The sequence below is a fragment of the Pseudarthrobacter sp. PS3-L1 genome (assembly GCF_030063285.1).
Taxonomy (GTDB): domain Bacteria; phylum Actinomycetota; class Actinomycetes; order Actinomycetales; family Micrococcaceae; genus Arthrobacter.
In genome coordinates this window covers 687,183-713,121 of record NZ_JASISU010000002.1, presented here as the reverse complement: position 1 = coordinate 713,121, position 25,939 = coordinate 687,183, and the positions used below count along the sequence as shown (strand labels likewise).

At 60.2% G+C, this 25,939-nt stretch carries 22 protein-coding genes; 14 read left to right on the top strand and 8 right to left on the bottom strand.

Annotation, left to right across the window (positions count from 1 at the left end; all coding sequences use genetic code 11):
- Positions 1-51: 51 nt before the first annotated feature.
- Positions 52-1,863 carry an AMP-dependent synthetase/ligase gene (locus QMG79_RS07665; RefSeq protein WP_283537962.1) on the bottom strand — a complete coding sequence of 604 codons (1,812 nt, stop codon included), beginning with the start codon at positions 1,861-1,863 and terminating at the stop codon, positions 52-54.
- A gap of 171 nt (positions 1,864-2,034) precedes the next feature.
- Between QMG79_RS07665 and QMG79_RS07660 the strand changes: the two genes are divergently transcribed.
- A complete protein-coding gene (locus tag QMG79_RS07660) occupies positions 2,035-3,126 on the top strand; it encodes an ROK family glucokinase (RefSeq protein WP_502934720.1) in 1,092 nt (363 codons plus the stop codon).
- A gap of 64 nt (positions 3,127-3,190) precedes the next feature.
- On the opposite strand, the gene QMG79_RS07655 is transcribed toward QMG79_RS07660, so the two are convergent.
- From QMG79_RS07655 to QMG79_RS07645, 3 genes are read right to left on the bottom strand one after another with little or no spacing between them, the layout of a single operon-like run.
- The gene (locus QMG79_RS07655) at positions 3,191-3,769 is read right to left on the bottom strand and encodes a hypothetical protein (protein ID WP_283537960.1); all 579 of its coding nucleotides are present in this window, start codon (positions 3,767-3,769) and stop codon (positions 3,191-3,193) included.
- The gene (locus tag QMG79_RS07650) at positions 3,762-4,586 is read right to left on the bottom strand and encodes an alpha/beta hydrolase (protein ID WP_283537959.1); all 825 of its coding nucleotides are present in this window, start codon (positions 4,584-4,586) and stop codon (positions 3,762-3,764) included. The genes QMG79_RS07655 and QMG79_RS07650 overlap by 8 nt, the downstream gene beginning before the upstream one ends.
- Positions 4,583-5,368, bottom strand: coding sequence for an alpha/beta hydrolase (locus tag QMG79_RS07645; RefSeq protein WP_283537958.1), 786 nt, complete (start codon positions 5,366-5,368; stop codon positions 4,583-4,585). The genes QMG79_RS07650 and QMG79_RS07645 overlap by 4 nt, the downstream gene beginning before the upstream one ends.
- A gap of 105 nt (positions 5,369-5,473) precedes the next feature.
- Here QMG79_RS07645 and QMG79_RS07640 point away from each other — a divergent pair, with 105 nt between their 5' ends.
- The gene (locus tag QMG79_RS07640) at positions 5,474-6,244 is read left to right on the top strand and encodes a lysophospholipid acyltransferase family protein (RefSeq protein ID WP_283537957.1); all 771 of its coding nucleotides are present in this window, start codon (positions 5,474-5,476) and stop codon (positions 6,242-6,244) included.
- A 112-nt stretch (positions 6,245-6,356) separates the two neighbouring features.
- Entirely contained in the window at positions 6,357-7,748 is a 1,392-nt protein-coding gene (locus QMG79_RS07635; RefSeq protein WP_283537956.1) for a class II 3-deoxy-7-phosphoheptulonate synthase, read from the top strand.
- 91 nt (positions 7,749-7,839) lie between these two features.
- On the opposite strand, the gene QMG79_RS07630 is transcribed toward QMG79_RS07635, so the two are convergent.
- Together QMG79_RS07630 and QMG79_RS07625 are read right to left on the bottom strand one after the other, a co-directional pair.
- Positions 7,840-10,050 (bottom strand): Stk1 family PASTA domain-containing Ser/Thr kinase, encoded by a 2,211-nt coding sequence (locus QMG79_RS07630; RefSeq protein WP_283537955.1) that lies wholly within the window; start codon positions 10,048-10,050, stop codon positions 7,840-7,842.
- Between the two features lie 107 nt (positions 10,051-10,157).
- Positions 10,158-11,306, bottom strand: coding sequence for a LysM peptidoglycan-binding domain-containing protein (locus QMG79_RS07625; RefSeq protein ID WP_283537954.1), 1,149 nt, complete (start codon positions 11,304-11,306; stop codon positions 10,158-10,160).
- 267 nt (positions 11,307-11,573) lie between these two features.
- On the opposite strand from QMG79_RS07625, the gene QMG79_RS07620 reads away from it, so the two are divergent.
- Positions 11,574-11,927, top strand: coding sequence for an Rv2175c family DNA-binding protein (locus tag QMG79_RS07620; RefSeq protein WP_283537953.1), 354 nt, complete (start codon positions 11,574-11,576; stop codon positions 11,925-11,927).
- Positions 11,928-12,062: 135 nt separating this feature from the next.
- Here QMG79_RS07620 and QMG79_RS07615 read toward each other — a convergent pair whose 3' ends face one another.
- The gene (locus QMG79_RS07615) at positions 12,063-13,157 is read right to left on the bottom strand and encodes a polyprenyl synthetase family protein (RefSeq protein ID WP_283537952.1); all 1,095 of its coding nucleotides are present in this window, start codon (positions 13,155-13,157) and stop codon (positions 12,063-12,065) included.
- Positions 13,154-13,681 (bottom strand): hypothetical protein, encoded by a 528-nt coding sequence (locus QMG79_RS07610; protein ID WP_283537951.1) that lies wholly within the window; start codon positions 13,679-13,681, stop codon positions 13,154-13,156. Before QMG79_RS07610 ends, QMG79_RS07615 begins: the two co-directional genes overlap by 4 nt.
- A gap of 65 nt (positions 13,682-13,746) precedes the next feature.
- On the opposite strand from QMG79_RS07610, the gene dinB reads away from it, so the two are divergent.
- The 10 genes from dinB (at position 13,747) to murD (ending at position 25,937) form a co-directional block, all read left to right on the top strand.
- Positions 13,747-14,985: a DNA polymerase IV gene (dinB, locus tag QMG79_RS07605; protein ID WP_283537950.1), complete on the top strand. Its 1,239-nt coding sequence runs from the start codon at positions 13,747-13,749 to the stop codon at positions 14,983-14,985.
- Between the two features lie 254 nt (positions 14,986-15,239).
- A complete protein-coding gene (locus QMG79_RS07600; protein ID WP_283537949.1) occupies positions 15,240-15,611 on the top strand; it encodes an SCO2097 family morphological protein in 372 nt (123 codons plus the stop codon).
- A 317-nt stretch (positions 15,612-15,928) separates the two neighbouring features.
- The gene (gene mraZ, locus QMG79_RS07595; protein WP_283537948.1) at positions 15,929-16,357 is read left to right on the top strand and encodes a division/cell wall cluster transcriptional repressor MraZ; all 429 of its coding nucleotides are present in this window, start codon (positions 15,929-15,931) and stop codon (positions 16,355-16,357) included.
- Between the two features lie 208 nt (positions 16,358-16,565).
- A complete protein-coding gene (gene rsmH, locus QMG79_RS07590; RefSeq protein ID WP_283537947.1) occupies positions 16,566-17,558 on the top strand; it encodes a 16S rRNA (cytosine(1402)-N(4))-methyltransferase RsmH in 993 nt (330 codons plus the stop codon).
- Positions 17,555-18,178 (top strand): cell division protein FtsL, encoded by a 624-nt coding sequence (gene ftsL / locus QMG79_RS07585; protein ID WP_283537946.1) that lies wholly within the window; start codon positions 17,555-17,557, stop codon positions 18,176-18,178. The genes rsmH and ftsL overlap by 4 nt, the downstream gene beginning before the upstream one ends.
- Before the next feature lie 129 nt (positions 18,179-18,307).
- Entirely contained in the window at positions 18,308-20,068 is a 1,761-nt protein-coding gene (locus tag QMG79_RS07580; protein WP_283538046.1) for a peptidoglycan D,D-transpeptidase FtsI family protein, read from the top strand.
- Positions 20,069-20,137: 69 nt separating this feature from the next.
- Positions 20,138-21,778, top strand: a complete 1,641-nt coding sequence (locus tag QMG79_RS07575) for a UDP-N-acetylmuramoyl-L-alanyl-D-glutamate--2,6-diaminopimelate ligase (protein WP_502934710.1) — start codon at positions 20,138-20,140, stop codon at positions 21,776-21,778.
- A 6-nt stretch (positions 21,779-21,784) separates the two neighbouring features.
- Complete coding sequence (locus QMG79_RS07570) at positions 21,785-23,275, top strand: UDP-N-acetylmuramoyl-tripeptide--D-alanyl-D-alanine ligase (RefSeq protein ID WP_283537945.1); 1,491 nt, start codon at positions 21,785-21,787, stop codon at positions 23,273-23,275.
- Positions 23,272-24,381 carry a phospho-N-acetylmuramoyl-pentapeptide-transferase gene (gene mraY, locus QMG79_RS07565; protein ID WP_283537944.1) on the top strand — a complete coding sequence of 370 codons (1,110 nt, stop codon included), beginning with the start codon at positions 23,272-23,274 and terminating at the stop codon, positions 24,379-24,381. The genes QMG79_RS07570 and mraY overlap by 4 nt, the downstream gene beginning before the upstream one ends.
- Positions 24,363-25,937, top strand: coding sequence for a UDP-N-acetylmuramoyl-L-alanine--D-glutamate ligase (gene murD / locus QMG79_RS07560; protein ID WP_283537943.1), 1,575 nt, complete (start codon positions 24,363-24,365; stop codon positions 25,935-25,937). Before mraY ends, murD begins: the two co-directional genes overlap by 19 nt.
- Positions 25,938-25,939: the final 2 nt, after the last annotated feature.

Here is a 25,939-nt window from a genome sequence, read left to right as displayed (position 1 = left end):
TCAGGCGAACTGTGATGTGAGGGGGCCCCAGGCGTATCTGGTGGTGTTGGGTCAGGCACGGGGAGCGGAGTACATCTCCGCAATCACGGAATCGAAGTCCTTGATCACTTGGTTCCGCTTGACCTTGAGGGACGGTGTCAGGTGCCCGGAAGCTTCCGTGAAATCCGCAGCGACAATCCGGAACGACTTGATGGCCTCGGCCTGGGAGACAGCTGAATTTGCCTGGGTGATGAGTTCCTGCACCGCAGCCTTGACTGTGGGATTCTCCGTTGCCTGCTCAAGAGTGGTCCCAGCTGGCAGGCCGTGCCGGTTCAGCCAGCCAGGCAGGGCATCGGGGTCCAACGTCACAAGCGCTCCAATGAAGGGCCTGTTGTCTCCCACCACAAGTACCTGGGAGACCAGGGCATCAGCCCGGATTCGGTCCTCAAGCTGCGCCGGAACGACATTCTTGCCGGTAGCTGTGACAATGATTTCCTTCTTCCGGCCAGTGATCCGCAGGAAACCCTGCTCATCCAGCTGACCGATGTCTCCTGTCCGGAACCAGCCATCGGCGTCAAAGGTTTCTGCAGTCAGATCTTCACGGTGGTAGTAACCCTGCATGACGCAGACGCCCTTGGCGAGAATCTCGCCGTCGTCCGCAATCTTGACCGCATTGCCGGGCAGCGGGCGCCCCACTGTACCGATCCTGATCAGCGCGGGTGTGTTAACAGTAATAGGAGCAGTTGTCTCGGTAAGGCCGTAGCCTTCGAGAATTTGCAGGCCAATGCCCTGAAAGAAGTGACCCAGCCGTTCACCCAGGGGCCCACCACCGGAAACAGCGTGGTCAACCCTTCCACCCATGGCCGCCCGGAGCTTGCCGTAGACCAGCTTGTCGAAAACGGCGTGTTTTACTTTCAGCGCGAGCCCAATCTTGCCTGCCTGACGCGCCTTGGAGTAGGCGATGGCAGTCTCTGTGGCCCGATGGAAGATGGCTCCCTTTCCACCGTCCTCAGCCTTGGTCAGCGCCGAGTTATAGACCTTCTCAAAGACTCGTGGAACAGCAAGGATGAAGGTGGGTTTGTAGCTTTGCAGGTCCCCGAGCAGGTTTTTGATGTCGGGGGTATGGGCAACAGTTGCTCCACCGGCAACGGCCATAACTGAGATGAACCGCGCAAAAACGTGGGCCAGGGGCAAGAACATGATCGTCGTGGCATTCTCGTTCACGATGCCTCCCATGATGGCGAGGGCGTTGTCCGAGAGCTCCACGAAGTTGCCATGTGTCAGTTCACAGCCCTTGGGCCGCCCGGTGGTGCCGGAGGTGTAGATGATCGTCGCGATGTCGGACAGGCCAGCATTGCTACGGCGTTCCTCGAGGTGCTCATCAGTGGTGGTTGCCCCCGCACGTCGAAGTGTATCCAGCCCTGTGCCATCGAGCTGCCACACATGCCGAAGGTCTGTGAGCCCCTCGGAGTCCACAGCTTGGCGAATGATATTTTCGTGGTGTGCGGATTCGCCGAAAGCTGCCACGGCCCCCGAGTCTCCCAGGTTCCAGGCAACTTGGGAGGGCGAGGACGTTTCGTAGATGGGGACAGAGACGGCTCCGGCAAACCAGATGGCAAAATCCACCAGCGCCCATTCGTAGCGGGTACGTGACATGATTCCGACCCGGTCACCGGGCTTCACGCCGCTGGCAATCATGCCCTTGGCCAGGATCGAGACGTCGGCCAGGAAATCCCTGGCGGAGATGTCCGTCCACTCGCCAGCGTCATTGAGGCGGGAGAACAGGGCAGGATTGCTTGGCTTGGCGGCCTGGCGAAGCACCAGATCCGTGATGTTGTTGTCCGCGGGCACAACCACCAGGGGCGGAACACTGAATTCGCGCACTATAGCTCCTTTGATATCCATCGGCCCGTGCAGGGGTACGCTACAGCCTAGTACGCCGACTTGGGCACTGTGCGGTATCTCACCTACTCGCCGGTAACAAAGGGGTTACGGTGACTGGGCCGACTTTTTTTGGGCCGGGCGGGGTTACGGGCCAACCTAGAATGGATGACTATGAACGAGTCTTCGGCTGCCAGCGACCTCAGTCCGTTTCTGCGACCTGCACCCTGGAAACGAGCGCCCAGGACTGGCCGAGCGCGGATACGCCGGAGCTCCATTGGCCGCGAGCACCGCCACCTCGGACGCCGTGGCCTCGCCATCGGAATCGACATCGGCGGTACCAAAGTCGCTGCCGGAGTAGTGGATGCGGAGGGAAATATCCTCAGCGAGTCTAGGCGTTCCACGCCCGGCAGGGACCCCCGAGCCGTGGAGGAAGTCATCGTCGAACTCGTCCGGGAGCTTGGTGCCGTTCACCGGATCCGATCGGTCGGCATTGGTGCCGCTGGCTGGATGGACCTGGACGGCGGAACTGTACTTTTCAGCCCCCACCTAGCATGGCGCAATGAGCCCCTGCGGGATAACCTGCAGCGGCTGCTCAAACGCCCTGTCTATCTCACCAACGACGCCGATGCAGCAGCATGGGCGGAGTGGCGTTTCGGTGCAGGCCAAGGGGAGAGCCGGCTGGTCGCCATCACCCTGGGAACGGGAATCGGCGGTGCCATGGTGCTGGATGGTCGGATTGAACGCGGCCGGTTTGGTGTAGCTGGCGAGTTTGGCCATCAGATCATCATGCCCGGTGGTCATCGGTGCCAGTGCGGCAATCGAGGGTGCTGGGAACAGTATGCCTCGGGAAATGCGCTTGGACGCGAAGCCCGCATCCTGGCCCAGGCGAATTCTCCGGTCGCCCAGGAGCTCCTCAAGGCAGTCGACGGAAATCCGGACCTCATTACCGGAGCAATCGTGACTGAACTGGCATTGTCCGGGGATCCAGCGAGCCGCGAGGCTATTGAGGACATTGGTGAGTGGCTGGGGCTCGGGCTCGCCAACCTTGCGGCCGCGCTGGATCCTGGATTGTTTGTCATTGGTGGTGGCCTCTGCTCGGCGGGGGACCTCCTGCTTGCACCTGCGCGGCGGGCTTTTGCGAGAAACCTGACCGGGCGGGGCTTTCGCCCTGCTGCCGGAATCGAGCTTGCAGCCCTTGGCCCCAACGCCGGGTTGATCGGCGCGGCGGACCTCTCGCGTGTCAGCAGCAGGTTGCGCGGCTGACCCTTCCGCAGCGACAGCCACGTCGAAGAAGGCAGTCCGGAGCGTTGCCAGCGTGCCGCTGGGATCAGAGCCGGGCGCCGTTGTCCGTTTCGTCTTTTTCCTGGGGCAGGCGGCTGATGAGATATACCACCGAGACTATGAAGATTGCCACAAGTCCCAGCACGGCTGTCAGGGGAGCTGATCTCCAAAACATCGCTATCAGCACCAGTGCAAGTGGACCACCGACTGCACCAGCCCATGCCAGAACGGCTTTTGGCTCTGCACCCGCAAAAATGACTGGATCCTCCGGAGTGAAAATTCCCTCGTCGTTTTCGTCCTCCACTACATAGTCGCGTGGGTTCGCAGGTGCCGGCCCGTCAGGAGAGCGTTCAGGGTGGGGAGCTGCGAGGCCCAGCGGATCAAAATCCTGGAACAGCGCAGCCGGTGGGTGCTGGTCTCCCTGGTTCTTTTCGGCTGGAACATGGCCCCCCGGGCCCTCGCCGGAATGCTCACTTGTGGCCGAACGGCCGTCAGGTGTGGTCCCTGGAACAGGTACGTCAGTGGCCTGGGGAGTACCACCCTGCAGCCTAGCGACAAGATCACGCCAGACCGCATCATCAGACTCGGAATTCTGATCTGCAGCGTCGGAGTCGGGGCTAGTCATCGAGCGAATCTTCCTGCTGGAACAATTGTGGTGGGTTAACCTTTACGGCGCCCGCGTGCTTGATTGGGTCTATATGGTGCCGGATGAAATCAACAGACCCTGAAAAGATCTGCGGAGCATCGTTGTCCATGGTGGCCACGTGATAACTGTTGGCCAGGGGACGCACTTCAAGCGCGGCGTGGGTCAGGCCAAGGCTCAGGGCTTTCATGCTGGAATCGGATACTACGTGGTCCACAGTGGATCGGAAGGCAAGGACGGGTGAGCTGACCCGGGGGAGTAGCCGCACCGTGTCCCTGAACAGTAGCCTCAGCTGGTGCACGGCGGCGACGGGACTTCTGGGATAGGCTCCCTCGTCGCCATCGGCCTTCAGGATGTCGTTGGCAATGGGCGGTGTGCTCTTGAGCGCGTATTTGAGTAGCCCGGCAAACGCCGCCCGGGGGTCGTCGATGACCAAGCCAGGATTGACCAGAAGAGTTCCAGAGACCGGTCGGGTGGCAGCCAAGCGGAGTGCCAAAGCGCCACCCATGGACAGTCCTGCGGCAAATACATGGTCACAGGTGCCCTCCAACTCCAGATAGGACTCGTCCAGTGCTCGATGCCAGTCCTGCCATGTGGTCCGCCCGAGCTCCTGCCACGACGTGCCGTGACCAGGTAGCAGAGGCATCCGGACAGCAAACCCAGCGGCCGCCAGGTACTGCGCCCAATCCCGAAGGCCGTGCGGACTCCCGGTGAAGCCATGGGAGAGGACCACCCCCACGCACGGACCGTTACCGCTGAACTGACTCGAAAATGGACTGTGGTCGTGACGTGCGTTCACGGAGTCTCCCGGGCGGATTCGGAGCTGGAATGGAGGCGGATGAAGTCAACGGTGCCGGCGAATATAACGTTCGCATCGGTGTCAAGGGTTGCCACATGGCCACTGTTGGGCAGGTCAACCACGCGCGGGCGCTCCGCCAGTCCGTGGCGGATGATGGCCAACGACGACGGTGGTACGACGTCGTCGGTCACTGACCTAAACACCAGGACGGGGGCAGTGACCGCTGGCAGTGCGCGGATGCTAGCGGAGAAGAGTTTTTTGAGTTCGTGGACCGCTGCCAGCGGCGTACGGCTGTAGTCGCCGTCGGCCGTCGCCGGTGCCGTGGAGCACTCCTCGACCTTCGGAACCACTGACCGCTGAAAGAATTTGAGTACCCCAATCACCCAGATGCGCTTGTCGTAGAAGCTGAGCCCCGGGTTCACGAGGCATACGCCGGCTACGGAATGTTGGCTGGCTGTGTGGAGAGCTATGGCGCCACCCATGGAAAGGCCTGCCACGAAAACCTGGTCGACAGACCGGGCAAGTTCCTCCGTTGCTTCGGCAAAGGTTCCCTGCCACTGTCGCCAGGTAGTCCGCGCCAGATCCAGCCACGAGGTTCCGTGTCCCGGCAGGAGGGGAACGCGCACCGCGAACCCCTGCTCCGCTAGTTGTCGCGCCCAAGGGAGCACACTGAGGGGACTTCCGGTAAAACCGTGGCAGATTGCGACTCCAATGCGTGCGTTGGGACCGTGACCCGGATAACTAAATGCGGCAGGTTGTCCGGGTTCACTGCTGTCTGTCATGGTCCAATGGTGTCATTGTTTGCAGCAAATCTCATTAGAGTGGGTTGCCTGGAGCACACGCCCAGCGCAGCGTTGTGCTGGTCATCGTCTGGAGAGGTACGTCACGTGTTCTATTGGGTGATGAAACGGGTCTTCCTTGGTCCCATCATGAAGCTCCTGTTCCGTCCGTGGGTCAAGGGCCTGGATAATGTTCCGGTCGAAGGGCCAGCCATCCTGGCCTCCAACCATTTGTCATTCTCAGATTCTATTTTTATGCCGCTGATGGTCCATCGGCCAGTCGTTTTCCTCGCCAAATCTGAATATTTCACCGGCAAGGGAGTTAAGGGCCGCCTCACGGCATTGTTCTTCCGGCTGACCAATCAGCTGCCTATGGACCGCTCGGGTGGTGCGGCCTCAGCACAATCCCTGGATGCTGGCATGGAGGTGCTGTCCAAGGGCGGGTTGCTGGGCATTTATCCGGAGGGAACGCGCAGCCCCGACGCCAGGCTCTATCGCGGCAAGGTGGGAGTGGCCAAGTTGGCCCTCGAAGCCGGCGTCCCGGTGATCCCCGTGGCAATGATTGGAACCGACAAGGTCCAGCCCATTGGCAAGAGGCTGCCGAACATCCGCCGGATCGGCATGATTTTTGGGGAGCCACTGGATTTCTCCCGCTACGAGGGTATGGCCGAGGACAGGCTGATCCAGCGCTCCGCAACAGATGAGATCATGCACCAGCTCATGATGCTGTCAGGTCAGGAGTACGTGGATGAGTATGCGGCAGTCGCAAAACTCCGTTTGAGCGGGAAAGCTCCTGTCGTCCCAGATCCGCCCGTCACTCCGGCGCCTGACACTCGGGTGCCGGACCAGGGCCCTGACGATTCCCATCCGGCGGGGTAGGACGCCCGCACCTGAGGCGGATATTCGCGGGTCGCAAGGGACAACTAGGGCGCAAACGTCCGCATGATGGCCAGGATAGGGCTAGTGCGCTCGTGACCATTACTCTTGGAGTGTGACTGAGCTATCCGCAAATCCCGCCATTTCCATGTCCAGTACTGCCCAGAGCGGCGCAGCCGACTATCCAGGATTGGATGCCTGGCGCGACCTTCCTGTCTCCCAACAGCCCACGTGGCAGGACCAGGACGTCTTTGACGCGTCAGTCAAAGAGCTTTCGGCCGTACCACCGCTCGTTTTCGCCGGCGAAGTTGATGTCCTTCGGGAACGTCTGGCTGCGGCTGCCCAGGGCAAAGCCTTCCTGCTGCAGGGCGGTGACTGCGCTGAAACTTTCGAGGCAGCAACAGCGGATCGAATCAGTGCCCGGGTCAAGACCATTTTGCAGATGTCTGTTGTCCTCACATACGGTGCGGCACTGCCTGTGATCAAGATGGGTCGTATGGCGGGACAGTTCGCCAAGCCGCGGTCCTCCAATGATGAAACTCGAGATGGCGTGACGCTGCCCGCCTACCGCGGTGACATAGTAAACGGCTACGAGTTCACTCCTGAATCCCGCGGGCACGATGCGGCCCGTATGCTTCGCGCTTACCACACCTCAGCGTCGACCCTGAATCTGATTCGCGCCTTCACCCAGGGTGGGTTCGCGGACCTGCGCCTGGTCCACCACTGGAACAAGGGCTTCACCAGCAACCCGGCGCATGCCCGCTACGAATCGCTCGCCCGCGAGATCGATCGTGCCATTACCTTCATGGATTCCTGCGGAGCAGATTTCGAGGCCCTCAAGCGCGTCGAGTTCTTCGCAAGCCATGAGGCGCTTCTTCTTGACTACGAACGTGCCCTGACCAGAATCGACTCGCGTACTGGCTTCCCTTACGACACCTCGGCCCATTTCCTGTGGATCGGGGAGCGGACCAGGGAGCTGGACCACGCTCACGTCGACTTCCTGTCCCGGGTACGCAACCCGATCGGCGTAAAACTCGGTCCTAAGACGACCGGTGACGACGCGCTTCGACTGATAGACAAACTTGACCCCAACCGGGAGCCGGGACGGCTGACCTTCATCACCAGGATGGGCTCTGGCAACATCAGGGAAAAGCTTCCGCAGCTGGTGGAGAAGGTCACTGCCTCCGGTGCGCAGGTACTCTGGGTCACGGACCCTATGCACGGCAACACCGTCACGTCCCCCAACGGGTACAAGACGCGTAATTTCGACGACGTCATGGATGAGGTGCGTGGCTTCTTTGAAGTACATCAGTCGCTGGGTACGGTCCCGGGTGGCCTGCACGTGGAGATGACTGGTGACGATGTTGCAGAGTGCCTCGGCGGTGCAGATCCTGTGGACCAAGAAGCTTTCCTCGACCGCTACGAGTCGGTCTGTGATCCCCGGCTTAACCACAAGCAGTCCCTAGAGATGGCGTTCCTGGTAGCTGAGGCTCTCTCGAAAGACTAGCCCGCTGCCTGAATCGTGGTGTAGGAAGCGCCCGCCACCAGATCGCTCTGGCGGCGGGCACTTCCTTTTGACCTGCGTGACGTGATTGTTGCTACACCACTGTGATGGTGACAACCGAGCCTTCAGGGACAGCAGTGCCGACCGGATCCTGGGCCCGCACGGTTCCGAAGAAACCCCCGAGGATGTTGTTTTGCTGGACCGTGAACCCCAGGTCTTCCAAGGCCTTTTTGGCGTCGGTCGCCTGTTTGCCGACAAAACTGGGCACTTCGATCAACTTCGGGCCCGCAGAGATCGTCAGTACTATCGAGTCGCCACGATTAAGCGTTCCCGACGGCGGCGTCTGGCTGACCACTGAACCCTTGGGGATGGTCTTGTCGTTAACTGTGTTCCCCACGGTTGCGCTTAGTCCAGCGGCCTTGACGGCTCTGATGGCGGCGGCTTCCGATTGACCTCGGACATCCGGAACCGCAATGGGTTCCCGTCCTTTGGAGACCGTCAACTCCACGGGCGTCCCACGTTTCACGGCAGTGTCCGCCGCAGGCGACTGTGCTGTCACTTCGCCAGCAGGGACAGTCTCGCTGAACACTTCGGTGACAGTTCCCAGCGCCATGGCCGCAGTATTAAGCTCAGATTTGGCTTCTTCAAACGTGCGCCCAGTCAATGTTGGGAGGGGAAAGAGCTGCGGCCCCTTAGAGACCAACAGTGAAATTAGTTCGAATTTCCGGATCTCCTCGCCAGCCGCAGGGGCCGTTCCGACAACTGTTCCGTCGGCGACGTCGTCATCGAATACTTCCTCTGCAGCAAAGCGGAACCCGGCATCACTCAGGGTTCGTGAGGCATCCGTGCTGGATTGGTTCGCTACCGTTGGGATAATGCCGGGCGAGCCCGGGCCCAACCCAAAGAACCAGCCGGCGCCAGTGGCCAGGACAGCCGCCAGAATCAGCACCACCACCCATATGATGCCTCGACGTCGAGGGTGTCCGCCGCGCAAGGATTTTGCCGGTGTAGCAGCTGCGCGGGACCGTGCGCGCTCGGCGTCGCGGCCGAGCTTTCGCTGGGCCCGTTGGGACAGCGGTGGATGATCGTGCGCAACGTGCGGTTGCCGGGCCCCATAGATATGTTCGGCCTGCTGGGATGGAAGCCCGGGGGGGCGATGCTGGTTTCCGCCTACGGGCAGGCCGTCCGGGAAGACGGAGGTGCTGTTCTGCGCTCGACTGACGACTTCCGTAGGTTGGAAACCCTGGGTGTGCCCGCCCGAAGCATCTGGTTCGGTAATTGCTTCTGTGGCCGACAGAGTGCCTCGGGTAAAAACGGCAGTCTGGTCCTGGTGGGTGGGGAGTTGGAGGCTTTCTGTTTCTTGGGAGCTGAGAGACGTCGGGCGCTTGGCTGGCTGCTGCGGAAGGCGCGGTGTCTTGGGCGTGGAAGGCTTTGCCGCTGGTGGTTGCACGTCTAGATCGGCGTCGACAAGGTTGGTCCGGATGTGACGCAGTTCGCTGAGGAGCGCTGCGCCATTGACCGGTCGGTTTTCCGGATCCCGGGCTGTGCACCACTGGACGAGTTCATCGATTTCCTCTGCCAGTCCGGGAACCATGGCGGACGGGAGGGGAACGTCATCGTTGACATGCTGGTAGGCAATCTGGATGGGCATGTCGCCATGGAATGGCTGTTGGCCTGTGATCATTTCATAGAGCATGATGCCGGCGGAGTAGATGTCGCTGCGGGCATCAGCGGGTTGGGCTAGGACAAGTTCGGGGGAGAGGTAGGCAACTGTACCCAGCAGGGCGCCCGTGCCGGTTGACGAGGTGACGGCCCGCGACAGGCCAAAATCACCGATCTTTATGCGCCCGTCATCCGCAATCAGAACATTTTCTGGTTTGACGTCTCGATGGAGCAGCCCAGCATCGTGGGCCGCTGCAAGTCCTTCAATGACCGGGTCGATCAGGGCCAGGGCCAATCGGGTGGGCAGCGCGCCCTTGTCGTTGAGGACATCGCGCAGCGTATGGCCCTTGATGTATTCCATCACCAGGTAGGCGGTGCTGCCGTCGTTTCCCTGGTCCAGCATGCCAACCACATGGGGGTGGGAGAGCTTGGCTGCAGACTTGGCTTCCCGGCCCAGGCGGTCCAGGAAGTTTTCATCATGGGCAAGGTGGGGATGCAAGATCTTTAGCGCGACATCCCTGTCAAGGCGAAGGTCGGTGGCCAAGAAGACAGTGGACATTCCGCCCACGGCAATTCGGGAACGGACAGCATAGCGGCCGTCCACCACTGAGCCTGGGAGGCCATCCGGCGCAAGATTATCCACCCTACGATCCTAATGCCGTAACGAATAGGGCCCGATCCGCCATGCGGTTCGGGCCCTATTCGTTACCAGTGCAGCCAGCCGCGTAAGGCCGGAATGTTTCATCAGTCCTAGAAAGTGCTCTTGTGGGCCTTGATCGCGGCGACGTAATCAAGGGTGTCGTCAAACATTCCGTTGGTGGAAACAGAATACTGACCCTGGTAGTAACCAGCGATTGCGTTGTCGAGGTCCTTGCTGGTGGCAAGGAGTTGGCGGATGATCGCGATTCCGGCACTGACATTGTCGTAGGGGTCGAGCAGATTGATCTGGCGGCCAGTCAGGTCTGAGGCCCATTCTCCCGATGACGGAATGACCTGCATGGTCCCAATTGCATTTGCAGGGGATACAGCGCGCTGGTCGAAGCCAGATTCCTGGAAAGCGAAGGCCAGAGCAAGGGAGGGCTCTACCCCCATCCGGTTAGCAGTCGAGATGATGATGGATTTCATTTCATCACGGCTGGGGACAGGGGCTGCGTTCAGAAGGTTCTTGTTCTGGTTGGCAGAGTCCACCACTGCTGTGGGGTACGTGAAGCCCAAGAACGAGCTTGGCACGAGGGGATTGGTCTGGCTGGCTGCCGGTGCAATGGCCGAGGAATCCTGTTCAGTTTCCACTGCCGCTGCGCCTGGCAGGGAAATCTTCTGGCCAGGGAAGATCAACGCGCTTGAGCCCAGATTGTTTGCAGCCAGCAACTCTGCCAGTCCCACGCCGTTGCCGGCTGCGATGGCGCTCATGGTGTCGCCAGCCTTGACGGTGTAGGTGCCCGCTGTGGCCGGTGCTGATGCGGCAACTGAAGCCTCGCCACCACTTATTTTCAGTTTCTGGCCGGGGTGGATCAGGGAGTTTGCCTGCAGATTGTTGCGGTTGAGCACAGCTGATGTCTCCAGCCCAAACTTGGCAGCAATCGCACTGACGGTGTCTCCGCGGACCACCGTGTAGTCTGCGGGCGCTGCGTTCCTGGCAGGCCGCCTGAGCGAAGGGATGGCAGTTGACACTGAAGCTGCGGGAATCTGCGCCGACGTCACTGTTGCTGTTTGTGCCTTCTGGGCCTTGATGGCAGCCTGCAGCATCGAGGGAATGTGCTGGGGTGCAGTATCAGCGCTGGCGGGCTGGGCAAGGGCCAGGGATGACAGCATGACTGCCGGGAGGGCAGCCGCGGTCGTGGCAGCAAGTACCGGAATGCTGTGCCGGGTGTTCCGGAGTGGCGATCGGGTCATCGTCATGGGGTGGATCCTCTTCTCAGCCACGCGAGCTGGTGGGGGTGATGTGATTCACGGTATTCAACATCACCAATGGTACTTAAGTTATTGGTGTGACGAATGATGTTCCTGATAATTGTCTGGTAAATCTTCCGCAATGCAAACACTGCTGGCCACAGCATGACATCGGAATATTCTGAGCCGCAGTGTCATCAGCTTTCAGGCAGCGATATTTCGTCTGAATCAGGGAAAAATAGGTGCGGGGACCCGGTACATGGCAATCTAGGACCTGTGAGTACTGTAGAGAGCCTTGTGGGCGAATGGCTGCCCCTGCCGGATGTTGCCGAGATACTGGATATTTCCATTACCCGGGTGCACAGCCTGATCGAGGAGCGGTCTTTGGTGGCCCTGCGGGTGGGCGAGCGCAATATCCGGTCCGTTCCGGCAGCGTTCATCCTTGACGGGCAGGTTGTTGACAGCCTGCGCGGAACCATCGTTGTGCTGGCGGATGCAGGCTACTCCGACGCTGATCTTGTGACGTGGCTGTTCACTGCCGATGAGTCGCTGCGTGGACGCCCGGTTGATGCCCTGCGCGAAGGCCGGAAGACAGAGATTCGACGCCGAGCCCAGACCCTGGCGTGGTAGGACCTACACGCCTTTTGTTGGGATAAAGAATCTAAGACACACCAGTGGCGCCGGATCTGTCCGGCGCCACTGGTGTATGTCCGATAGCCGCTGACCCTGGCGGCTTGCCCTTCAGTGGACTGCCCGCACTAAGGCTCAGGATGCCCGGCTGACGCTTGCCTCGGCAAGACGTCGGAGGGCAGTATGAGTCAATTCGTCGAGCGGCAGCTGGTCAAGGGCAGTGAACGCTGATGCGCCAAATTCGGCAATCAACGATTCTGTGGCTTCCAGCGCGCCGCAGTTTTCGATGATGCTGCGTATTTCGGCCACGTCAGCGTCACTGAGGTTTGGACTGCCGAGCCGGTTGTCGATAAACGCTGATTCGTCTGCAGCTGCATGTTCCATGGCGAGTGCCACGAGCACCGTGCGTTTTCCTTCGCGAAGGTCGTCTCCGGCCGGTTTGCCGGTCGTGATGGGATCCCCGAAAACTCCCAAGACGTCGTCCCGCAGTTGAAATGCTTCGCCCAGCGGCAGGGCAAAGTGGGAGTAGCCCCTGAGCAGGTCATTGGATGCCCCGGCCAGTGCACCACCTAGCGCCAGAGGATGCTCGGTGGAGTATTTGGCCGACTTGAAGCGAATGATCGACTGCGCCCTTGATACCGCCCCCGACCTGTCGCGGACCGGTCCAGCTACCTCTTCCAAAATATCGAGGTACTGGCCCGCCATAACTTCAGCCCTCATGAGGTTGAAGATCAAGCGTGCACTCGTTCCGGCGGCGGCTCTGGGCCCAATGTCCGTGAAGGCTTCCTCGGAAAATGACAGGCACAGGTCCCCGGCGAGGATGGCCGCTGCGTGGCCAAAGCGTTCCCTGTCCAGCGCCCAGCCCTGGGAATCATGAAGCTGCATGAATCGTTGGTGCACGCTCGCTCCGCCCCGGCGCGTGTCTGAGCGGTCAATGATGTCATCATGAATCAGCGCCGCTGCCTGGAACAGTTCGAGTGCAGACCCGGCCGTAACAACCTCAGGGGCCGCTTCCTCGCCACCGGCTCCACGCCACCCCCAGTAGCACATCAGGGCACGCAGGCGCTTGCCGCCCGTGACGAGGTTTGAAATCGAATCCATGATCGGGTCAATGTCGCTGGAGATACCGGACATCACCGACTGCCGGGAGGATAGGAAGCCAGTCAGCTCGCCAGCCACCGTTGCAACGAAGGAGGACTGTTCCAGCCGCAGCTGCTCGGCAATGCTCATTTGATCGAATCTCCCGAAACTGTCGCGCCAATGGTGAAAGTTGATACGCCGGCTTCCGACTGGACTGAGACGTTGATGGTTTCGCTGTCTCCTCGGAGAAAGTCCTTGGACGGTATCTTCTCGACTGTGTCCCCTGGAACAGCCTTGAAACCCTGGGACTCGAAGGACTGGGTATAGAACGCCAGGATCGCAGGCGCTTCTGCCTTGATTTCGCCTACCAGCCCTGCTGTAGCTGGCCCCCCTGGTGTCAGGAGGCTGCTGGATTTCACTGTTGCGCTGGGCATGAGTGGAATGAGCGTGCTGGGAAAGTCCTGAACAAGGGAGCCGTTGGCTGATTGCGACGTGGGGACTGCCGATGCTGTTGGGCCATTGGCGCTGGGCGACGCCGCCTGGGTCTGGGCAGTCGTGGCCGGAGACGACACAGCTGGTACGTCCGAGGCCGATGGCGAACAGGCACTCACAGCCAGAACTACACACGCGGCAGCGAGCGCAAGGGGCGGCTTGATGCTTCCTAAGACCGTCACAGGGACTTTCCTCCTGGAGTTGTTGCCGGATTCAGCCTCCAGTTTAGTCAGTCCTGCGGCATAGGATGACAGGCGTGGTGCATCAGACAAACAATCAGCCTCCAGAAGCCAGGCTTCAGGAGCTTCGGCGCAGCTGCATACTCCATGTGGATATGGACGCATTTTTTGTCTCCGTCGAGCTGCGCACAAGGCCCGAACTCAAGCGAAGACGCGTCATTGTTGGTCATCCTGGTGAGCGCTCAGTGGTGCTGTCAGCTTCCTATGAAGCGAGGGCACTTGGTGTCAAGTCCGCCATGCCCATGGTGGTCGCCCTGCGCCTGTGCCCTGACGCCGTCGTCATCGAACCGCGACATGCGCTGTATCAGGAAGTCTCTCGCCAGATCATGATGATTTTTGGCTCCATCACCGACCTCGTGGAGCCACTGAGTGTTGATGAGGCCTTCTTGGATGTCACGGGCGCGGTTCGCCGTTTGGGCTCGCCGGCAGCGATCGGCGAGTTGATTCGCAAGCAGGTAGCGGCCGAATTGGGAATTACCGCGTCGGTAGGCATTGCAGCCACCAAATTTGTGGCCAAGATTGCTTCAACGCGCTGTAAGCCGGACGGATTGCTCGTCATTACGCCGGAGGAGACGGTGCCATACCTCCACAGCCTGCCGGTTGGTGCGCTGTGGGGTGTCGGTGCAAAGACTGCTGAGGTCCTCGGCCGCATGGGAATCCGGACCGTAGCCGATGTTGCTGCCACGCCTGTCTCGGCCCTGAAGCGCTCACTCGGAGCGACAGGGGAGCACGTCCATCGATTGTCCTGGGGTCTGGATCCGCGGTCCGTGACGCCCGCGCGCCTGGAGAAGAGTATCGGCGCCGAGGAGACTTTCGGAACGGACACCTGGGACACGGAGATCCTGCACCGGGAACTTCTGCGGCTGTCACATCGAACGGCTGCACGCCTACGCAGCACTGGCATGGTAGCTCGCACGGTAGCCATTAAGGTGCGATGGTCCGACTTTTCGTCTATTACCCGCAGCCGTACAGTCCACGCCCCGATGGACAGCGCACAGCTGATCTACGCTGTGGCTGTCCAGCTCCTTGATGGTTTGGGGGCACGGCCCTTGGCAGTCCGGCTGGTGGGTGTCCGTGCTGAACAGCTTGAGGAAGCGGCCACGGCACCCATGCAGCTGAGCTTGGATCGACGTGATGACAACTGGCGAACCGCCGAGCAGGTGCTGGACCAGGTAACTCAGCGGTTCGGTGACAGCTCAGTGCTGCCAGCAAGGCTTTTGCGGCCGGGGAACACCCGTCGTGACTGACAGGCGGGGGATAGGTCACCGCTGCCGATACTGTGTCTTTCAGATAATGCCCCAACGATCTATCCTTATGCATATAGGGATTTCGAGCGTTGTGATCTACCGGACATGCCAGCAAAACACGGCTGGTAAAGATGAGTTCCCAGCAGCGACCATTGTTGGCAGTTGCAGGGAACAAAACGAGTCGACCAGACGTTATCGGAGCAGAATCATGGACTGGATACAGTCCTGACGTAGGCCTACTTAAGGAGGTCGTGATGCCGCTCTCGGAGCACGAACAGAAGCTGCTTGAACAGCTCGAGAAGCAACTGCATGAAGACGACCCGAAATTCGCCAGTTCCATGGGGTCGGACCAGGCTAAATCCTGGTCCACGCGTCATCTGGTGATTGGAGTTCTCGGCACTCTCGCCGGGATCCTCCTGCTACTCGTTGGCGTTACAACCCAGATCATTCCGATTGGTGTGCTCGGCTTTGTCATTATGGGTGGTGGTGTCTACTTCGCCACCATGCGCAGCAGCTCCGCTACATCTGGCGCGTCGGGCCGGTCAGGCAAATCCGCGAAGCCGCGCAGCAGCTTTATGAGCAGCCTCGAAGAACGCTGGGACGAACGACGCCGCGGACAACCCTGACCCACTCCACCCTGAACACTGCACCATGACAGACCCGGGAAAACATTCTCTGACCTGACATGCTCCAGGGATCACCGGCTCTTTCACCGCCGCAACCCCATACGTAAAAGGACTCGCTTCGGCGAGTCCTTTTGTTTTAACCCCTACTTTCCACCCCTGCCGTCATTCCCAGCCAGAGGAGGGTCGCTGCGGGCCAAAAGGCGCACGTGTGGAGTGAGTTGCGTTGACTGTGGGTGGAAGTGGAGTAATGTGGAGGGCATAAGAGGGTAGTGCGACGCAGGGGAATGCAGTTCCTGACGACAGACGGGTGGTAGCCAGTGTTTCTGGGTACACATTCACCGCGTCTGGATGAAAAGGGCCGCATCATCCTCCCGGCAAAGTTCCGCGATGAACTTGCTGAGGGTCTGGTTCTCACGAGGGGCCAGGAGCGATGCATCTACGTTTTCAGTGAGAAGGAATTTGCCCGAGTTCACGAGCAGATGCGGGAGGCTCCAATCTCCTCGCGGCAGGCACGTGACTACATCAGGGTCTTTCTCTCTGGAGCCTCGGATGAGGTACCTGACAAGCAGGGTCGCGTCACCATTCCGGCGGCGTTGCGCGAGTATGCAGGCCTCGGCAGGGAATTGGCAGTGATTGGCGCCGGCACCCGAGCGGAGATCTGGGATGCACAGGCTTGGAACGAATACCTCGCTGAGAAGGAAACAGCTTTCTCTGAGACGGATGACGCCATACCTGGGATTCTCTGACGGTATGGCTTGACGGCGGATTCTTGAACGAGACCTCCAGCCGCCCGCCCCAACGCAGTCCTGGCTCACTTCCCCGGAGCCAGGCCAGCGGACAAGGGGTGGTGCGGATGGGGATCTGGCTGAAGAACCCGCCGTCAGTGCACAATCCTTCTTCTCTGAAAACCCAGCAACTCCCACTGCGCCGATCGCCCACCGGAAGGACTACGGCATGACAGACCAGAACAAGCCAACGTCTGAACGCCATGTGCCGGTCCTGCGGGACCGGTGCATTAATTTGTTGGCACCCGGATTCGAAGCGGCTCGCAAAGGTGCCAGCCAGCCAGTCGTGATTGACGCGACGCTGGGCATGGGCGGACACTCCGAAGCGATGCTCGAACGTTTTCCTGATCTCCATCTTGTGGGCATCGACCGGGACGAGGAGGCGTTGGCCTTGGCCGGCGCACGACTGGAACGCTTCCAGGGCCGGACCGACCTTGTGCATGCCGTCTATGACGAAATTGACGACGTCCTCGCTGATCTTGGCGTCAGCGAGGTACACGGCGTCCTCATGGACCTCGGCGTCTCATCGCTCCAACTCGACGAGCGGGAGCGGGGGTTCGCCTATTCATTTGACGCGCCCCTGGACATGCGGATGGATACCAGCGCAGGTCAGACGGCTGCAGATGTGGTCAACAACTATTCAGAAGAAGACCTGGTCCGAATCATCCGGAGCTGGGGTGAGGAAAAATTCGCTGGGAGGATTGCCAACCGGATTGTCGCAGCTCGGTCGGAGAAAAGGTTTGCCACCACCGGCGAGCTTGTTGATGTCATCCGTGCGGTGGTTCCTGCTGGTGCGGCCAAAACCGGAGGTCACCCCGCCAAGCGCACGTTTCAGGCGCTACGCATCGAGGTCAACGAGGAACTCGACGTGCTGGAGCGTGCGGTTCCCGCGGCAGTGAATGCGACTGCGCTCGGAGGCCGGATAGTTGTGATGTCGTACCACTCCCTAGAGGACAAAGTTGTGAAACGGGTCTTCCAGGCGGGCTCGTCGTCGTCCGCCCCGCTGGGATTTCCGGTGGAACTCGAACAGCACAAAGCTGTGTTGAAGATGCTGACTAAAGGCACCGAAGTGCCTACCGGCGAAGAGATTATGCAAAACCCCAGGGCCGCATCTGCACGATTGCGGGCTGTTGAAAGAATCAAAGCCAGGAGAGATGCATGAGCACCGCCGCAGCGCCTAATTACTCCGGGTCAACCCGACAGTCCAGTTCGCTCCCCGGGACTAGCGGAACCGCGGCGCGTAAGCCGCGGACTCCACTGGCGTTGGTCCGATCGACTCCCCGCAAGAGGCGCGCACCCTTCGTAGTGCTCTGCTTCGCCCTGTTAGCCGTTGCCCTTGTCACTGTTCTTGTCCTCAATATCTCCGTCTCTACGTCGCAGTATGAGCTCGTCAGCCTCCGCAGCACACAAGCAACCCTGACCAAGGAAAACCAGGACCTGACACAGCAGCAACAAAATTTCGAAGCTCCCCAGAATCTCGCAGCCAAGGCCGCAGACTTGGGTATGGTCGCTTCGACGTCGAAGGGGCAGATTGACCTCTCAACGCTGTCCGTCAGCGGCAAAGCTGCGCCCGCAGCCGAAGGCAAAGCGCCGGGGACGCTCCTTCCGGCACCCGCCGTTGGTGGCCTGCTCAGCGTGGTGCCACCGGCCAGTGCTTCCGATCCGCTCGAAAGCAGGTCTCCGGCAGAACAACCGGCTAAGGCAGCGGTAGCTGCCGCACCGACACCAGAGCTCAATGGTGGATCTGTTCCTGCCCCGGAACAGAAGACCCCGGGGCAGTAACGCAGTACGCTCGCACTTTCTCAACCAGCAAGGAACCCCGTGGCGCAGAAAACCGGCAAAGCCCAGAACAACACCACAGCAGTTTTTGGACGAACCGGTAAGACTGGCCGCGCGAGCCAAAACCCCAAGCTGGCCGGGCCCACAAAGCGGCTTCGGCTGGGACTGGGGATCATGCTCGCGCTTCTTCTGGTGGTTGGCGGAAAACTTGTTCTGGTCCAGGGGCTGAACGTTGGCGGAATGGCGCAGGCTGCGTTGGACAAGCGCATGCGGGAGTCTGTTCTTCCGGCCGAACGTGGCAGCATCGTCGACTCCCAAGGCACAGCGATGGCCAACAGCGTGATTCGCTACAACATCGCTGTTGACCAGGTGCTGAACACGAACACGGAAGAGTTCTACAGATTCAACGCATCAGGTGGTGCCGTTGAGACCATCAGTCGTGACCAGGGAATCTCAGAACTCGCAGCACTCCTGGGAATGAAGGACGCCGAGGTCCGCGCCGCCGTCACGGGCGAACAGAAATACTTCCTGGTCGCCAAGGACGTCAAGCCTGATATCGAGGACCAGATCTCCAAACTTGGGATCCCAGGTGTGGTCTCCGAAGGGGTCAGTAAGAGGGTCTACCCCAATGGCTCGATCGCGGGGGGAATTATCGGCTTCCTCGAAGAGGGCGGCTCGGGTATCGCTGGCCTGGAACAAACCCAGAATGACGTTTTGAGCGGAACGGATGGGAAACGACTGTTCGAAATCGGTGCCGATGGACTGCGGATTCCCGTGGGAATCGATGAATTGACCCCGGCGCAGGACGGCAAGGACGTCAAACTCACGCTGAATTCAGACCTGCAGTACTTTGCCCAGCAGGCCATCCAGGACCAGGCGGATAAACTCAGCGCCGAGTGGGGCTCGATAGTCGTGGAGGATGTAAAAACCGGCAATATCGTTGCAATGGCCGATACTAAAGCACCGGACCCCAACGATCCAGGAAAAGTAGCTGCGGAGGACCGGGGAGTGCGTTCTGTTACAGCAGCGTACGAACCGGGATCCGTTCAGAAAACCCTCACAATGGCTGCCCTGATTCAGGAGGGAAAGGCCAGCCCGCTGGAAAAGTTCGTTATTCCTCCGTCGTACACCGTCAACGGACAAACCTTCACTGATTCGTTCACCCACGGTACCGAAGACCGGACCCTTGCAGGGATCCTTGGTTGGTCCATGAACACGGGAACTGTCATGGCTGGCCAGCGCCTGTCCAAGGAGCAGCGTTACGATTGGCTGCGGAAATTTGGCATTGGCGAGGCCCCGGAAATCGGGCTTCCCTCGCAGGCCAACGGCATTCTTGCACCCGCAGACCAGTGGGATGGCCGGCAGGAATTTACGGTGTTGTTCGGTCAGGGCGTGTCCCAATCCACCCTGCAGACGGTACGTGCTTATCAGGCCATCGCAAATGATGGACTGATGCAGCAGCCACGCCTCATTGACAGCTACATCAGCCCTGACGGTACTGAGGAAAAAGCCCCAGCCAAGGAATCCAGCCAAGTGATTTCGCCGGATTCGGCCCAGCAGGTCAGGGACATGCTTGAAAGCGCCGTCACGCAGGGTGAGGTCAAGGATGCTGCCATTGACGGCTATCGGGTAGGTGCCAAAACCGGCACCTCGGAATCACCGTGCGATGACGGCACCTCAGGCTTCTGCGGATACACAGCCTCTATCGTTGGAATGGCGCCCATGGACGATCCCCGGTTTATCGTTGAGGTGGTACTGCAACGTCCCAAGGGTGATATCTACGGAATTACCCAGGGACCTGTATTCCGGTCAGTGATGGCCCAGGCGTTGCGAAGCTACAACGTCCAGCCGTCAACCGGAAAACCTGCTCAGCTACCGCAGTACGCAAAATAATCAGTCCGCCGGGCCCGTTTTCCAGCAGGAAAATGTGCCAGTCATTACAAGTACCATCGGAGAATTCGTTTGTCTGAGTCCACCAGTCCTGACGCCGGAGCAGGACAGCCCTCTACGGCAGGTCGTCAATCGCCGTTCCGGCCAAGCATGGTCGCACCCGTGCAGTTGGGTACCTTGGCAGGGGTCCTGCCAACTCCGGCCATTGTGGATGCTGAAGCGACGCTGATCACCGGAATCAGCATCGACTCGCGAACGATCCTTCCCGGTGACCTGTATGTCGCACTGCCCGGCGCTGGCAGGCACGGAATCGATTTCGTTCAACAGGCGGTGGCTGCGGGAGCTGCGGCCGTTCTGACGGACCAGGCTGGTGCCGATGCCCTGGATAGTCAGGCTTCGCTGGGCATCCCCCTGGTCGTCACCACTGAGCCACGTGAGTCGGTGGGCAACCTTGCCGCGAAAGTTTATGGAACATCGATGCCAGGGCCGGCCCCTTCGCTTTTTGGCGTGACGGGAACCAACGGAAAAACCACCACAACATACTTCCTCAATGCGATACAGCGTTCGCTCCAGCGCAGTGCAGGCCTGATCGGGACCATCGAGATCCTCGCTGGTGGTGCCTCGATCCCCAGCCTGTTGACCACACCTGAATCCACTGATATTCACGCCCTCTTGGCGCTCATGAGGGAGCGAAACCTGGATACCGCAGCGATGGAAGTCTCGTCGCATGCACTTACGTTCCACCGTGTTGATGGTGTCGTTTTCGATGTTGCAGGCTTCACTAACCTCACGCAGGACCACCTTGACCTGCATGGCAGCATGGACGAGTACTTTGACACCAAGGCAACGCTTTTCACTCCAGAACACGCGCGCGTCGCCGTTGTTACGGTGGACGATCCCTGGGGGAGGAGGCTCGCCCAGCAGTCGGAGATTCCTGTCATGACGCTGTGCACAGATGGCGGGGACCACAATGCGCAGTGGAATGTCACAGATGTCAGGCCCCGTGGCCTTGGCAGCAGCTTCGTGCTGAGCGGGCCCCATGATGTCCGGATTGAGGTGTACACCGGACTGCCCGGTAGCTTCAACGTCTCTAACGCAGCACTGGCGGTTGTCATGGTTTTGGCCGCCGGGGTGGACGCAGATGACCTTCAGAAGGCTCTGGAGGCCTCTGATCCCCTGTCTGTCGGAGTTCCGGGGCGCATGGAACTGATCAGCACGTCACCTGCCGCTGTCGTCGACTTTGCGCACAATCCAGATGCACTGGCGCGCGCGCTGAAAGCCGTTCGCTCCGACGAACCGGGATCTCGGGTGATAGTCGTGTTTGGTGCCACCGGCCAGCGTGACCAGGGGAAGCGTCCCGAGATGGGCGCAATTGCTGCGTCACTAGCAGACCTGGTGATCATCACCGATGACGATCCCCATGACGAAGATGCCGCTCTGATCAGGGCAGACGTTCTGGCAGGGGCGAGGAAAGCCAAAATGGACCAGCATCTTTCCGCTCGTATTGAAGAAATCTTCCCCCGTGAGCTGGCCATCAGCGAAGCAGTACAACACGCCACCGAGTCTGACACGATCCTTGTTGCCGGACGCGGCCATGAGGTCTGGCAAGAGGTCAAGGGCGTCAATATTGCCCTTGATGATCGGGTGGAGCTCCGTACGGCCTTGACAGCCAGGGGATTCACCGTTCTCCAAAACCACCGGATAGAGTCCTAGACCGAGATGATTGCATTTACTGCGGCTGAGATTGCCGACATTACTGATGGCCGCCTACAGGCAGACCCGGGGATTGTCCCCGAATCTGTGACGACGGATTCACGGGACGTTACTCCGGGGGCGCTGTACGTGGCCAAAAACGGCGAACACGCTGACGGTCACGCTTTCCTAGGCCAAGCCCTTGTAGCTGGTGCAACGTTGGCGATTGTGGAGCACGACGTTGACCCGATCGACGGTGTTACCGTCCCCTGTGTGGTGGTCACCGATGCCGTGCTCGCTATGGGTGCACTCGCGGCGGAAGCGGTGCGCCGGATCCGTGTCCACCGTGGTGCCGCAGGGCTTGACTTCACGGTTATCGGGATCACCGGTTCAGCGGGAAAAACCACCACCAAGGATCTGCTGGCTGGAATTCTTTCTGCTACCGGGTCCACCGTGGCCCCGCAGGGTTCCTACAATGGCGAGGTGGGCGTTCCACTGACTATTTTCCGGGCGGACAACGATACGCAGTTTCTGGTCATCGAAATGGGCGCAACCGGGATCGGCCACATCCGGTACCTCGGTGAAATGGTCCAACCCGACATTGGTGTGGTCCTCTGTGTGGGATCCGCCCACGCCGGAGAATTTGGCGGTGTGCAGAACATCGCTGTTGCCAAGGGTGAGCTGGTGGAATCCCTCTCTACTGCCGGGACGGCCATCCTGAACCGTGATGACCAGCAGGTGTGGGCCATGGCTTCGCGCACCGGTGCGCGCGTGCTTGCTTTCAGCGCCGAGAACAGTCCAGCGGCCGACGGCGGGCCTACCGGCGACCAGCGCCTGGTGCAGGCGCTCTCGGTAGACACTGCCCCCGACGGAACGCCGCGTTTTGATCTTGTCTTCCCCGCGGACAGCGAAACGTATCCGGTGGCCAGCCAGCTGATTGGTCGGCACCACGTCACAAATTTGCTGGCTGCCGCCGCTGCTGCCTTCGCTGTGGGGATCCCAGCAGCAGAGATTGCGAGCTCGTTGAGCAGCCAGGGTCCGGCCAGCCGATGGCGGATGGAACGCACTGAACGTGCCGATGGCGTGACAATCATCAACGATGCCTACAACGCAAATCCGGAATCAATGCGGGCCGCGTTGCGAACCCTTGCGGACCTGGGCCGCGGTCGACGCACATGGGCCGTCCTGGGTGCCATGCTTGAACTGGGTGAAGACTCCATCAGGGAGCACACCGCGGTGGGCACGCAAGTAGTGCGACTCAATATTTCGCGACTCCTGGTGGTGGGCAAGGCGGCCCGCTCACTCTACGTTTCCGCCGTCCAGGAGGGTTCCTGGGGCGATGAATGCATTTTTGCTGAGACCATGGACGAAGCCCAGGAGATCCTTGCTCGGGAACTCGTGGCTGGAGACCTTGTGTTGTTCAAATCATCCAACAGCGTGGGCCTGCGCCTGCTCGGCGACCGGATAGCAGCCCTCTTACCCATCCACACTGAAAATGACGGGAGCGCCCAGCTGTGATTGCACTTCTGATTGGTGCCGGATTGGCCCTCATCCTTGCGTTGGTGGGCACGCCACTGTTCATCCGTCTCTTGGTAAGAAAACGCTACGGGCAGTTCATTCGCGACGACGGACCCACCTCGCACCACACCAAGCGAGGAACGCCCACGATGGGCGGCACGGTGGTGGTGGGGACGGTTGTGGCCAGCTACGGCTTGACGCACCTGGTCATGTGGCTCCTGAACCCGGACTCGGCCGGGCCGTCGGCCTCGAGCCTGATCCTGCTTTTCCTGATGGTAGGTATGGGGCTGGTCGGTTTCCTGGATGACTTCATCAAGATCTCTCGCCAGCGAAGCCTGGGTCTCAACGCCAAGGCCAAGCTGATCCTCCAGGCCGCGGTGGGGATCATCTTCGCCATCATGGCGCTAAATTTCCCCAACAGCGCCGGAATCACTCCAGCGTCGACCCAGATTTCCCTAGTACGGGATATTCCATGGCTTGATCTGGCCTTTGGCGGAACAGTCCTTGGGGCGATTCTCTTTGTTCTGTGGTCAAATCTGATCGTGACAGCAGCCACCAATGGCGTCAACCTCACGGATGGTCTTGACGGCCTAGCAGCCGGAGCCGCCATTATGGTCTTCGGTGCCTATACGCTGATGGGAATCTGGCAGAGCAACCAGGCCTGTGGTTCCGCCAAGGAAGCCGGCAGTGGATGCTACACGGTCAGGGATCCGATGGACCTTGCACTGCTCGCGGCTATCATCAGTGCCGCCCTTGTCGGATTCCTCTGGTGGAACACCTCTCCCGCAAAGATCTTCATGGGGGACACCGGATCCCTCGCAATTGGTGGAGCCGTTGCCGGTTTTGCCATCCTCTCCCGCACTGAACTGCTGCTGGGGATCATTGGTGGCCTTTTTGTCATCATCACGTTGTCCGTCATTATCCAGGTGGGATACTTCAAAGCCACCGGTGGCAAGCGGTTCTTTAAAATGGCTCCCCTTCAGCACCACTTCGAACTCAAGGGTTGGCAAGAAGTTACTGTGGTAGTCCGGTTCTGGATTCTTGGCGGACTTTTCGTGGCGGCGGGGCTGGGGATCTTCTACGCTGAATGGGTGGTCCTGCTGTGAGCTCCGGACGACTTGATGGACTTGTCAGCTGGGATGCCGACTGGGCCGGGCTGAAAGTTGTTGTGACAGGACTGGGCCTTTCCGGCTTTGCTGCCGCTGACACTCTGATTGAACTTGGGGCTGACGTCGTGGTGGTGGATTCATCCACCACCGACAGATCCCGGGCTCAGGCCGATACCTTGATGATCGTTGGCGCCCGCGCCGTCCCCCTAGGGGCCGAGCACATCGAGTCGGTTCCATTGGTGGACGGGACGGTTCCGGACCTTGTTGTCACGTCTCCCGGGTGGCGTCCGGACCAGCCACTGCTGGCTGATGCTGCCCGTCGCGGCATCCCCGTGTGGGGAGATGTGGAACTAGCGTGGCGGCTCCGGGTCCGGGCTGGCCGAAAGACAGCCGATTGGCTGACCATTACCGGCACCAATGGAAAGACCACCACTGTTGGCCTGGTCGAATCGATGTTGCAGGCGGCGGGGCTCAAGGCCATCGCTGTCGGCAATGTAGGGACACCCATCCTTGACGCCCTGCGTGATCCTGTTGAGTACGATGCCTTCGCCGTTGAACTTTCCAGCTTCCAGCTTCATTGGTCACATTCCCTGTCGCCCGAGGCCAGTGTCTGCCTGAATGTTGCCCAGGACCACGTTGACTGGCATGGCTCATACGATGCCTATCTCGCGGCCAAAGCAAAGATCTACAGCAACACCCGGACCGCCTGCATCTACAATGCTGAACAGGCCGAAACCGAACGGATGGTGGAGGAGGCCGATGTGGTTGAAGGATGCAGGGCCGTGGCCTTCACCACCAACGTTCCTGCTGTGAGCATGGTGGGCGTCGTGGAAGGGCTCCTGGTGGACAGGGCCTTTATTGCCGAGCGACGTGACAGCGCAGTAGAGCTTGCCGCGTTGACGGACCTGGGCCGCATGGCACCCAGACACATGGTGGCGAACGCCTTGGCGGCGGCCGCCCTGGTCAGGGCATATGGCGTCAAGGAAACTGCTGTGCGTGACGGAATTCGTAGCTACCACCCCGGAGAACATAGGATCCAGGCTGTCGCAAGGGCCAACGATGTCCTGTGGATCAATGACTCCAAGGCCACCAACCCACATGCCGCCGCAGCTGCGCTGGCTTCTTTTGGGAGTGTGGTTTGGATTGCCGGTGGGCTCTCCAAGGGAGTCAGCTATGACCAGTTGGTCCAGGAGCATTCTGCCCGACTCAAAGGCGTCGTGCTGATTGGCACCGACACCACTACCCTGCAGGCTGCACTCCAGCGACACGCCCCAGATGTCCCCGTGCTGGCTGCATCCGCGGGTCACACTGAAACTATGGAGACTGCCGGAACCGGCGGATCAGTTGCAGCGCCAGCTCCGGAATCAGGGGAAGCGCTGATGTCCCACGCAGTTGCAGCAGCCGCACGAATCGCTGGGCCGGGGGACACCGTACTTCTGGCTCCGGCAGCAGCATCCATGGATCAGTTCTCTTCCTACGCTCACCGTGGCACCGCATTCATCGATGCTGTCCGTGAGCTGGTGGAGGGGCAGGCAACCACCGGCGAGGAGTAGTC

Excerpts from the sequence above, each read along its gene's own strand:
- QMG79_RS07660 (WP_502934720.1), top strand. The coding sequence starts at position 2,035 with ATGAACGAGTCTTCGGCTGCCAGCGACCTCAGTCCGTTTCTGCGACCT.
- dinB (WP_283537950.1), top strand. The coding sequence starts at position 13,747 with ATGACAGGCGTGGTGCATCAGACAAACAATCAGCCTCCAGAAGCCAGG.
- QMG79_RS07570 (WP_283537945.1), top strand. The coding sequence starts at position 21,785 with ATGATTGCATTTACTGCGGCTGAGATTGCCGACATTACTGATGGCCGC.
- QMG79_RS07615 (WP_283537952.1), bottom strand. The coding sequence starts at position 13,157 with ATGAGCATTGCCGAGCAGCTGCGGCTGGAACAGTCCTCCTTCGTTGCA.
- QMG79_RS07655 (WP_283537960.1), bottom strand. The coding sequence starts at position 3,769 with ATGACTAGCCCCGACTCCGACGCTGCAGATCAGAATTCCGAGTCTGAT.
- QMG79_RS07625 (WP_283537954.1), bottom strand. The coding sequence starts at position 11,306 with ATGACGATGACCCGATCGCCACTCCGGAACACCCGGCACAGCATTCCG.
- murD (WP_283537943.1), top strand. The coding sequence starts at position 24,363 with ATGGGTGGTCCTGCTGTGAGCTCCGGACGACTTGATGGACTTGTCAGC.
- rsmH (WP_283537947.1), top strand. The coding sequence starts at position 16,566 with ATGACAGACCAGAACAAGCCAACGTCTGAACGCCATGTGCCGGTCCTG.
- ftsL (WP_283537946.1), top strand. The coding sequence starts at position 17,555 with ATGAGCACCGCCGCAGCGCCTAATTACTCCGGGTCAACCCGACAGTCC.
- QMG79_RS07600 (WP_283537949.1), top strand. The coding sequence starts at position 15,240 with ATGCCGCTCTCGGAGCACGAACAGAAGCTGCTTGAACAGCTCGAGAAG.
- QMG79_RS07645 (WP_283537958.1), bottom strand. The coding sequence starts at position 5,368 with ATGACAGACAGCAGTGAACCCGGACAACCTGCCGCATTTAGTTATCCG.